The sequence below is a fragment of the Vibrio sp. 1401 genome (assembly GCF_033340295.1).
This window is the reverse complement of sequence record NZ_JAWOWF010000039.1, coordinates 41,010-50,416: the sequence shown is the minus strand read 5'-3', so window position 1 is coordinate 50,416 and position 9,407 is coordinate 41,010. Positions and strand designations below refer to the sequence as shown.

Sequence of the window (9,407 nt, the reverse complement as noted above, 5' to 3'; positions counted from 1 at the left end):
AGGAGAGACTTGAACTCTCACACCTTGCGGCGCCAGAACCTAAATCTGGTGCGTCTACCAATTCCGCCACTTCCGCATCTATTCCTAACTGCTCTGATAAAAAGAACATTTAGGAATGGTGGCTACGACGGGATTCGAACCTGTGACCCCATCATTATGAGTGATGTGCTCTAACCAGCTGAGCTACGTAGCCAAAACCATATTTTTTGTTCTCAACGCTTCGTTGCCTTGTCGTTGGGAACGGCGCGCATTATGCGAAGTTGAGTGAGATCCGTCAACAGTTTTTTTTAATAAATTTCGGAAAAAACCTCGTTCGCTTCCTTTTTAAACAAAGAGGCGTGTTTATGATCTAAAACTGGAAATAAATTAGCTTGCAGTTGCGTAATTTATTTTTGTTCATTTACTTAAGGTATTAAAAAAGCCAGCTTAACAGCTGGCTTTTAGTGTAAATGAAGTGTTTAGAATTCATTCATTTAATTAAACATTGAAGCGGAAGTGTACAACATCACCATCTTTTACGATGTAGTCTTTACCTTCTAGACGCCATTTACCTGCGTCTTTTGCGCCATTTTCACCATTGAATTGGATGAAATCGTCGTAACCGACTACTTCTGCACGAATAAAGCCTTTCTCGAAGTCAGTGTGGATCTTACCTGCCGCCTGAGGCGCAGTTGCACCAACAGGGATTGTCCAAGCACGTACTTCTTTAACACCTGCTGTGAAGTAGGTGTGTAGAGTCAGTAGTTCGTAACCAGAGCGAATTACACGGTTCAGCCCCGGTTCTTCGATCCCCATATCCGCTAGGAATTCTTCGCGATCTTCATCTTCTAGTTCAGATAGTTCAGATTCGATAGCTGCACATACAGGTACAACGACGTTGTTTTCTTTTTCTGCGAACTCGCGAACCGCATCTAGATATGGGTTATTTTCGAAACCATCTTCGTTTACGTTTGCAATGTACATAGTTGGCTTCAGTGTTAGGAAGTTTAGGTAGCCGATTGATGCTAACTCTTCTTTAGATAGCTCAACTGTGCGTGCCATGCCGCCTTCAGTTAGTACTGGTAACAGTTTTTCTAGTACGGTTAGTTCAAATTTTGCGTCTTTATCGCCGCCTTTTGCCTTCTTCGCGTTACGTTGAATCGCGCGCTCACAAGAATCAAGGTCAGCCATTGCAAGTTCAAGGTTGATCACTTCGATATCTTCGATAGGTGAAACTTTACCTGAAACATGAACAATGTTTTCGTTTTCAAAACAACGTACAACGTGGCCAATCGCGTCTGTTTCACGGATGTTAGCTAGGAATTTGTTACCTAAACCTTCACCACGTGATGCACCAGCAACAAGACCAGCGATGTCCACGAACTCCATCGTCGTTGGAAGAACTCTCTGTGGGTTAACGATCTTAGCTAGTGCGTCTAGACGTAGATCTGGCACAGGAACCACACCAGTGTTTGGTTCAATGGTACAGAACGGGAAGTTTGCTGCTTCGATACCCGCTTTAGTTAGTGCGTTGAACAGAGTTGATTTACCTACGTTAGGTAGACCAACGATGCCACATTTAAAACCCATGATAGTAACCTTATTCAGCTTTGAACGTGTGGAGGCGATTTTGTGCTTTAGATAGGCCATCCTTAATCAGGATATCTAGACAACGAACAGCCTCATCAGCTGCTGCATCTAAAAGCTCTTGCTCTTTAGCTGGCGCTTTACCTAATACAAAACCCGCCACTTTATCTTTGTGTCCCGGATGACCAATGCCAATACGAAGACGATAAAAATCTTTGTTATTGCCCAGTTTGCTAATGGTGTCACGCAGACCGTTGTGTCCACCGTGACCCCCACCTTTTTTAAACTTAGCGACACCTGGCGGTAAGTCTAGCTCGTCATGAGCGACCATGATCTCTTCAGGTTTAATTTGATAAAATTTCGCAAGCGCTGCGATCGATTTACCTGATAGATTCATGAAGGTGGTTGGGATAAGCAAACGGAGATCCTGGCCATTGACCATAATGCGTCCTGTTAGACCAAAAAACTTTGGTTCGTTCTTCAGTGTAACGTTGTGAACGCGTGCTAATTCTTCTACAACCCAAGCGCCCGCATTGTGACGAGTTCTGGCGTATTCTGGTCCTGGGTTAGCAAGACCAACAAGAAGTTTGATTTGTTGACTCAAGGTTAGGATCTCTCTGGAATCTCAAAAAGCGCAGTATGATAGCACAGAAAACTCGCGGTGGGCGACCAAGGGATTTTCTAGTTATCAGTACAAATAAAAAAACACCCCAAAGAGGGGTGCTTTTGAAATCAGTGTAACTGAAATGTTCGTATTAGTTGAACATTGCAGAGATTGACTCTTCGTTGCTGATACGACGAATCGCTTCAGCCAGCATGCGAGATAGGCTTAGTGTTGTCACTTTACCTGTTGCAGCCATCTCTTTAGACAGAGAGATAGAGTCAGTCACGATAACTTGGTCAAGAACTGAGTTCTTGATGTTATCCGCAGCGTTGCCTGAGAATACTGCGTGAGTAGCGTAAGCGAATACACGCTTAGCACCGCGCTCTTTTAGTGCTTCAGCTGCTTTACATAGTGTGCCACCTGTGTCGATCATGTCATCAACGATCACACAGTCACGACCTTCAACATCACCGATTAGGTTCATTACTTCAGAAACGTTTGCACGTGGACGACGCTTATCTACGATTGCGATGTCGATGTCGCCTAGTGCTTTTGCTGTTGCACGAGCACGAACAACGCCACCTAGGTCAGGAGATACCACTACAGGGTTATCTAGACCGCGAGCCTGCATATCTTCAAGTAGCACTGGCGTGCCGAAGATGTTGTCTACAGGTACATCGAAGAAGCCTTGAATTTGCTCTGCGTGTAGGTCGATAGTTAGAACGCGGTCAACACCAACGTTAGATAGGAAATCAGCAACAACTTTTGCAGTAATTGGCACACGCGCAGAACGTACACGACGGTCTTGGCGAGCGTAGCCGAAGTAAGGGATAACTGCAGTGATACGGCCTGCTGAAGCACGGCGCATTGCATCAATCATAACAACCAATTCCATTAGGTTGTCGTTAGTCGGTGCACAAGTGGATTGAATGATGAAAACATCGCTACCACGAACATTCTCATTGATTTGAACTGCAACTTCGCCATCAGAAAAGCGAGAAACAGATGCATCACCAAGAGAGATGTAAAGACGATCAGCAATACGTTGGGCTAGTTCAGGTGTTGCGTTACCAGCAAATAGCTTCATATCAGGCACGGTGGAAACCTCGGGTTTGCGTCCAGTTTAAATAGGTCGGTGTGAGGCTGATTGGTATTCAGCCAAAGTCTCTTTTAATGGCGAAATATTGCGCCCTTGAGCGACAAATGCCGAGACTTTATCAGAGAGTTGTGCAAGGATAGTTTCTGCTTCAGATTTGCTCGAAAATTCAGCAAAAACGCAAGATCCTGTCCCCGTCAATCTTGACGGCGCGTATTGTAGCAGCCAAGAAAGTTGCTTATCAACCTCTGGGTAGAGCATTCGTACAATTTTTTCGCAATCGTTTACGCTTGGCGTATTTAAAAGTGTTTCTAGATCTCGTTTTGGGGTGTTTCGCGTTAGATCTGGATGACAAAAAACGTCGACGGTTGCGATAGAAACATTCGGTCTGACGACTAAATACCACTTTTCTTCTGGATAAGCGGGGGAGAGTTTCTCGCCAACACCTTCAGCGAAAGCTGCAAATCCGCGCACAAATACGGGCACGTCTGCGCCCAACTTTAAACCAATTTCAGCCAGTTCATCGTCAGTTAGATTCAGTTGCCACAAGTAGTTCAGTGCCACTAGTGCTGTAGCTGCATTCGATGAGCCCCCACCAATGCCCCCACCCATAGGCAGCACTTTCTGTAGCTCAATATGCGCGCCAAAAGGGCAGTTTGAGTAAGCTTGAAGCGCGGTTGCTGCTTTCCAAATTAAATTGTCTTGAAGAGGCACACCTTCTATCTCTGGAGAAATCGTAATATCACCAGAATGGTTCGCTTGAATGGTGAGCTCATCGCCGTGATCGACGAATTGGAATAAGGTTTGTAACTCGTGGTAGCCATTCTCTGTACGGCCGTTGATATATAGAAAGAGATTCAATTTCGCTGGTGATGGCCAGCGTGTTGAAAGTTCAATCATTGGGTGATGTTCCATTTTGTGATCACTAGATTTATTTTGACATCAGCTGTGGTGAGTTTCAGCTTATTTGGCAGAGGGAGAGACTGTTCATGCCATTGAACGTCGCCATATCGTTGATAAGCGATACTCCAATCATTTAAACCAATTTGTTTGTTTAACGCTTGCAGTGTATTGGTTGGAGACAGTTGGAATTTGTCGGCATCGGTAGGTAGACCTAATAGCCAGTCAGGCATGTGATCGACGGGCATCATTAACCCTGTAAGACGGTAAATCAGCTGGTTAGCACTGCGAGAAGAAAGGACCTGATCGTCGTAAGTTTCTACTGTGGCGCCTTGTGGGGTGATGGTGAGCTTTAATGCCGTTTGTCCGAGAATCGTAGTTAAACGCAACTGGCTTAGTGCTGAAGAATGTTTCCAGTAGAAATTTAAATTTTGTCTTTGGTCTGGGCCGATATAACCAAGTTTTCCCGTTGCTTGAAAATCTTGGATGGTCTCGAGTCGTTGCTCATGAGCTTGCCATTCAACGCTGGTAACACTTTCAGGAACGGACGAACAACCAGCGAGCAGTAAGCTCGACAAGAAAAAAAGAATAAAGGAGCGTAACGTCATGTTTGATGGCTTATTAATCAGTTTCATCGGGAATCGCTCACAACTATAGCATTGAAAAGTCGCACTTAGGAAAACAAATCCGGCTTACCCTTTCAATAAATGCGTGCTTACAGTAAAATTCTGGACCTATTTTATAACCTATCCCAGAGATACCACGTTAGATGTCCTTGCTTGCTATTGGAATTAATCACAATACAGCGTCTGTCGACTTGCGAGAGAAGGTGGCGTTTGGTCCGGATAAACTCGGCCCTGCACTCGAGCAACTTAGAGAGCACGAAGCGGTTAACGGCAGTGTGATTGTTTCAACCTGTAACCGAACCGAGTTGTACTGCGATGTTAAGCAAGGAGCGCGAAACAAGTTGATCGATTGGCTTGCTCAATTTCATCAAGTGAGCCGCGAAGATTTAATGCCGAGTTTGTATGTTCATGAAGAACAAGCTGCAATAAAGCATTTGATGCGCGTATCGTGCGGTCTTGACTCTCTGGTGTTGGGTGAGCCTCAAATTTTGGGGCAGGTAAAGCAAGCATTTTCTGACTCGCGAGATCATCAAGCTGTCGATGCCTCGATTGATAAACTGTTTCAAAAGACGTTCTCAGTCGCCAAACGGGTAAGAACAGAGACAGATATTGGTGGTAATGCCGTGTCCGTGGCTTATGCGGCATGTACACTGGCAAAACATATTTTTGAGTCGTTATCAGATTCAACCGTGCTTTTAGTTGGTGCGGGTGAGACGATTGAATTGGTCGCGAAGCATTTAGCGTCCAACGGTTGCACAAAAATGATTGTCGCGAACCGCACTAAAGAGCGCGCGCAAGGCTTAGCGGACCAATTTGGCGCAGAAGTGATCAGTTTGAACGAAATTCCTGAACATTTGGCGAAAGCGGACATTGTGATTAGCTCAACGGCGAGCCCATTGCCTATTATTGGCAAAGGTATGGTCGAAACGGCTCTAAAGCAGCGCCGACATCAACCTATCTTGTTAGTCGATATTGCGGTGCCGCGAGATGTAGAGTCGGAAGTCGGTGAACTGAACGACGCATATCTGTATTCTGTTGATGACTTGCAATCTATCATCGACAGCAACATTGAGCAGCGTAAAGTCGAAGCGATTCAAGCTGAAGCGATTGTTAGTGAAGAAAGCGCTGCATTTATGACATGGTTGCGTTCACTGCAAGCCGTCGATAGTATTCGCGACTATCGCAAATCAGCCAACGAAATTCGTGAAGAGTTACTGAGCAAAAGTTTGCAATCTTTAGCGGCAGGCGCAGATCCGGAGAAAGTGCTGCGCGAGCTGAGTAATAAACTCACCAACAAACTGATTCACGCTCCAACTCGCGCATTGCAAAGTGCAGCAGAGCAAGGCGAACCAGCAAAATTAACGATTATCCGCCAAACACTTGGCTTGGATGATCTATAACTCACGCTTTTTATTAAGAAAACGACACTATGAAAGCCTCTATTCTGACTAAGCTAGAAACGCTAGTAGAACGTTACGAAGAAGTTCAACATCTTCTTGGTGATCCTGATGTAATTGGAAATCAGGACAAATTCCGTGCTCTATCAAGAGAGTACTCTCAGCTAGAAGAAGTAACCAAGTGCTTCCAAGCTTATCAACAAGCACAAGAAGATCTTGTCGCCGCTGAAGAGATGGCAAACGAAGACGACGAAGAAATGCGTGAAATGGCGCAAGAAGAAATCAAAGAAGCGAAAGCGACGATTGAGCGTCTTACTGATGAGTTACAGATTCTTCTTCTGCCAAAAGATCCGAACGATGATCGTAACTGTTTCCTAGAAATTCGTGCAGGTGCGGGTGGCGACGAAGCGGGTATCTTCGCGGGTGATCTATTCCGTATGTACAGCAAGTACGCAGAAAAGCGTGGCTGGCGCATCGAAGTCATGTCTTCAAACGAGGCAGAGCACGGTGGTTACAAAGAGATGATCGCGAAAGTAAGCGGCGACGGTGCATACGGCGTGTTGAAATTTGAGTCAGGCGGTCACCGTGTACAGCGTGTTCCTGCAACTGAATCTCAAGGCCGTGTGCATACTTCTGCTTGTACAGTAGCAGTAATGGCGGAAATCCCTGAAGCGGATCTGCCTGAAATCAAAGCAGCAGACCTGAAAATCGATACGTTCCGTGCATCTGGCGCGGGTGGTCAGCACGTTAACACCACGGATTCTGCAATTCGTATTACCCACTTACCAACGGGTACGGTAGTAGAGTGTCAGGATGAGCGTTCACAGCACAAGAACAAAGCGAAAGCAATGGCGGTTCTTGCTGCTCGTATCGTTCAAGCGGAAGAAGAGCGTCGTGCCGCAGAAGTGTCTGATACACGTCGTAACCTTCTAGGTTCTGGTGACCGTAGTGACCGTATTCGTACATACAACTACCCACAAGGTCGTGTGTCTGATCACCGTATCAACCTGACCATCTATCGTTTGAACGAAGTGATGGAAGGTGACCTGCAGAGCTTGATTGATCCTGTGATTCAAGAGCACCAAGCAGACCAACTTGCGGCGCTCGCAGAGAACGGCTAATCGATGAGCCAAGTTCAATCGATTGAGCAAGCACTGAAAAGTGCGACGGCGAAACTGGCAGAAGGCGGCAAAGAGTCGCCTTCTCTCGATGCAGCTGTACTCCTTTGCCATGTCCTTGGCAAACCACGAACTTACCTGCTGACCTGGCCAGAAAAAGCATTAGAAGCAGAGCAAAAATCTCAGTTTGACGCTCTACTTGAACGACGTTTAACTGGTGAACCCGTCGCTTATATTATTGGTGAGCGAGAGTTTTGGTCTTTACCATTCAAAGTTTCTCCCTCTACCTTGATCCCAAGACCGGATACAGAACGTTTGGTCGAAGTTGCACTCGATAAGACCTACGAGCAGACTGGGCCTATTTTAGATCTTGGGACGGGGACGGGAGCTATCGCCATCGCGCTTGCATCTGAAATGCCAAAGCGTCAAGTGATGGGCGTAGACCTTAAGCAAGAAGCGAAAGCACTTGCAGAGTACAATGCTGAGCAGCTAAACATCAAAAATGTGACCTTTGCTCAAGGCAGTTGGTTTGAGCCTATTACAGAAGGTACGAAGTTTGCTTTAATTGTCTCCAACCCGCCATATATTGATGAAAAAGATCCACATTTATCCCAAGGCGATGTGCGCTTTGAGCCAAAATCTGCATTAGTTGCTAAAGAGAATGGCTTAGCTGATATTCGTCATATCTCGGATCTTGCTCGTCAGTATCTTGAAGTGGGCGGTTGGCTGGCATTTGAACATGGTTATGATCAAGGTGAGGCGGTGCGTGAGATAATGCGTGGCTTTGGTTACCAACAGGTCGCTACGGAAAAAGATTATGGCGGTAACGATCGAGTAACACTTGGTTGTCTGGCCAGTTAATCATGGAAGTCAGCAAACACTAACTAAAAAGAGAAGAAAAATGTACGTAGCTCTAAAACACATACACTTAGTGACGATCGCTCTCAGCGCGACGCTACTATCGATCCGATTCGTGTTAATGATGATGAACTCACCGAAGCGAAATAATCGCTTTTTGAAAGTGTTTCCCCACATCGTTGATACTGCATTGCTAGTGTCAGGTATCGCGCTTATTTTCATTACGGGTTTCATCCCGTTTACCGATGCCGCACCGTGGTTAACAAACAAAATCACCTGCGTACTGGCGTACATTGCGCTTGGATTCTTCTCATTGAAACTTGCGAAAAACAACCTACTGAAGATATTTGGCTTTTTCGGCGCATTAGGTTGGTTGGTCATGGCTGCAAACATTGCTGTGTCTAAGAGCCCTACGTTATTTGGATAGACGTCATGTTAGAGTTTTTTGACGAAGATTTTGACAATATACCGTTGGTGGAAGGTGCGCTTGAGCTAAACAAAGCGATTAACCCAGAAACCAAAGTACATTGGGCGAAACAAGAGTTAGAGCGTCTTTACAAAGATGCAGAAGCCACGCTTGTTCATGAAACCGATGAAGAGCAACGATTTGATGCATTCCTACGACTGTTTTTCCACGAGTGGGGGTTCAAAGGCGACGAGCAGGAATACTTTATTTCGGACAACAGCTTCATCGATAAAGTGTTGGAGCGCAGAAAAGGTATTCCTGTGAGCTTAGGTTCGATTTTGTTATACCTAGGCAAAAAGCTGGGGTTCCCGTTGAAGGGAGTTACTTTCCCTACTCAGTTCCTGTTAAAAGTCGATTGGATGCATAAGAAGCCAGACTACATCAACCCATTTAATGGTGAGTATGTAGGTGAAAGGATTCTTCAAGCTTGGCTTATTGGCCAGGAAGGACCGTTAGCTCAGCTAAAGCCTGAACATTTTGAGGAAGCTGACAACCCAACAATTATTGGTCGCTGGTTGGCATTGATTAAAAGTGCGATGTTGCGTGAAGAGCATTATACGCTGGCATTACGTTGTACAAATCTTGCTCTAACATTTGTGCCAGATGACCCATACGAAATTCGTGACCGTGGTTTTATTTTCCAACAGCTAGAGTGCCCTCAAGTAGCGGTATCAGATTTTCAGTACTTTATTGACCAATGCCCTGACGATCCGGCTTCCGAGCTACTAAAATCACAAGTTAATGTGATGAGTGAAACGCACGTCACACTTCACTAA

At 45.5% G+C, this 9,407-nt stretch carries 10 protein-coding genes and 1 tRNA gene; 5 read left to right on the top strand and 6 right to left on the bottom strand.

The window, feature by feature from the left end:
* Window positions 1–116 precede the first annotated feature (116 nt).
* The 6 genes from R7Z77_RS17920 to lolB form a co-directional block, all read right to left on the bottom strand.
* Window positions 117–193, bottom strand: a tRNA-Met gene (locus R7Z77_RS17920).
* A 284-nt stretch (window positions 194–477) separates the two neighbouring features.
* Window positions 478–1,569 (bottom strand): redox-regulated ATPase YchF, encoded by a 1,092-nt coding sequence (gene ychF / locus R7Z77_RS17915; RefSeq protein WP_170893778.1) that lies wholly within the window; start codon window positions 1,567–1,569, stop codon window positions 478–480.
* A 10-nt stretch (window positions 1,570–1,579) separates the two neighbouring features.
* Complete coding sequence (gene pth / locus R7Z77_RS17910; RefSeq protein WP_005384112.1) at window positions 1,580–2,170, bottom strand: aminoacyl-tRNA hydrolase; 591 nt, start codon at window positions 2,168–2,170, stop codon at window positions 1,580–1,582.
* Between the two features lie 151 nt (window positions 2,171–2,321).
* Window positions 2,322–3,266 carry a ribose-phosphate pyrophosphokinase gene (locus R7Z77_RS17905; RefSeq protein WP_005393176.1) on the bottom strand — a complete coding sequence of 315 codons (945 nt, stop codon included), beginning with the start codon at window positions 3,264–3,266 and terminating at the stop codon, window positions 2,322–2,324.
* A gap of 27 nt (window positions 3,267–3,293) precedes the next feature.
* Complete coding sequence (gene ispE, locus R7Z77_RS17900; RefSeq protein ID WP_005384108.1) at window positions 3,294–4,166, bottom strand: 4-(cytidine 5'-diphospho)-2-C-methyl-D-erythritol kinase; 873 nt, start codon at window positions 4,164–4,166, stop codon at window positions 3,294–3,296.
* Window positions 4,163–4,801 (bottom strand): lipoprotein insertase outer membrane protein LolB, encoded by a 639-nt coding sequence (gene lolB, locus R7Z77_RS17895; protein WP_017634843.1) that lies wholly within the window; start codon window positions 4,799–4,801, stop codon window positions 4,163–4,165. The genes ispE and lolB overlap by 4 nt, the downstream gene beginning before the upstream one ends.
* Window positions 4,802–4,935: 134 nt before the next feature.
* On the opposite strand from lolB, the gene hemA reads away from it, so the two are divergent.
* The 5 genes from hemA to R7Z77_RS17870 are packed head-to-tail and all read left to right on the top strand — an operon-like array spanning window position 4,936 to window position 9,407.
* Complete coding sequence (gene hemA / locus R7Z77_RS17890; RefSeq protein ID WP_005384104.1) at window positions 4,936–6,192, top strand: glutamyl-tRNA reductase; 1,257 nt, start codon at window positions 4,936–4,938, stop codon at window positions 6,190–6,192.
* 29 nt (window positions 6,193–6,221) lie between these two features.
* A complete protein-coding gene (gene prfA, locus R7Z77_RS17885) occupies window positions 6,222–7,310 on the top strand; it encodes a peptide chain release factor 1 (protein ID WP_005382222.1) in 1,089 nt (362 codons plus the stop codon).
* A gap of 3 nt (window positions 7,311–7,313) precedes the next feature.
* Window positions 7,314–8,168, top strand: a complete 855-nt coding sequence (gene prmC, locus R7Z77_RS17880) for a peptide chain release factor N(5)-glutamine methyltransferase (protein WP_017634841.1) — start codon at window positions 7,314–7,316, stop codon at window positions 8,166–8,168.
* A 40-nt stretch (window positions 8,169–8,208) separates the two neighbouring features.
* Window positions 8,209–8,592, top strand: coding sequence for a SirB2 family protein (locus R7Z77_RS17875; protein ID WP_005382225.1), 384 nt, complete (start codon window positions 8,209–8,211; stop codon window positions 8,590–8,592).
* Between the two features lie 5 nt (window positions 8,593–8,597).
* Window positions 8,598–9,407, top strand: coding sequence for a SirB1 family protein (locus tag R7Z77_RS17870; protein ID WP_005384098.1), 810 nt, complete (start codon window positions 8,598–8,600; stop codon window positions 9,405–9,407).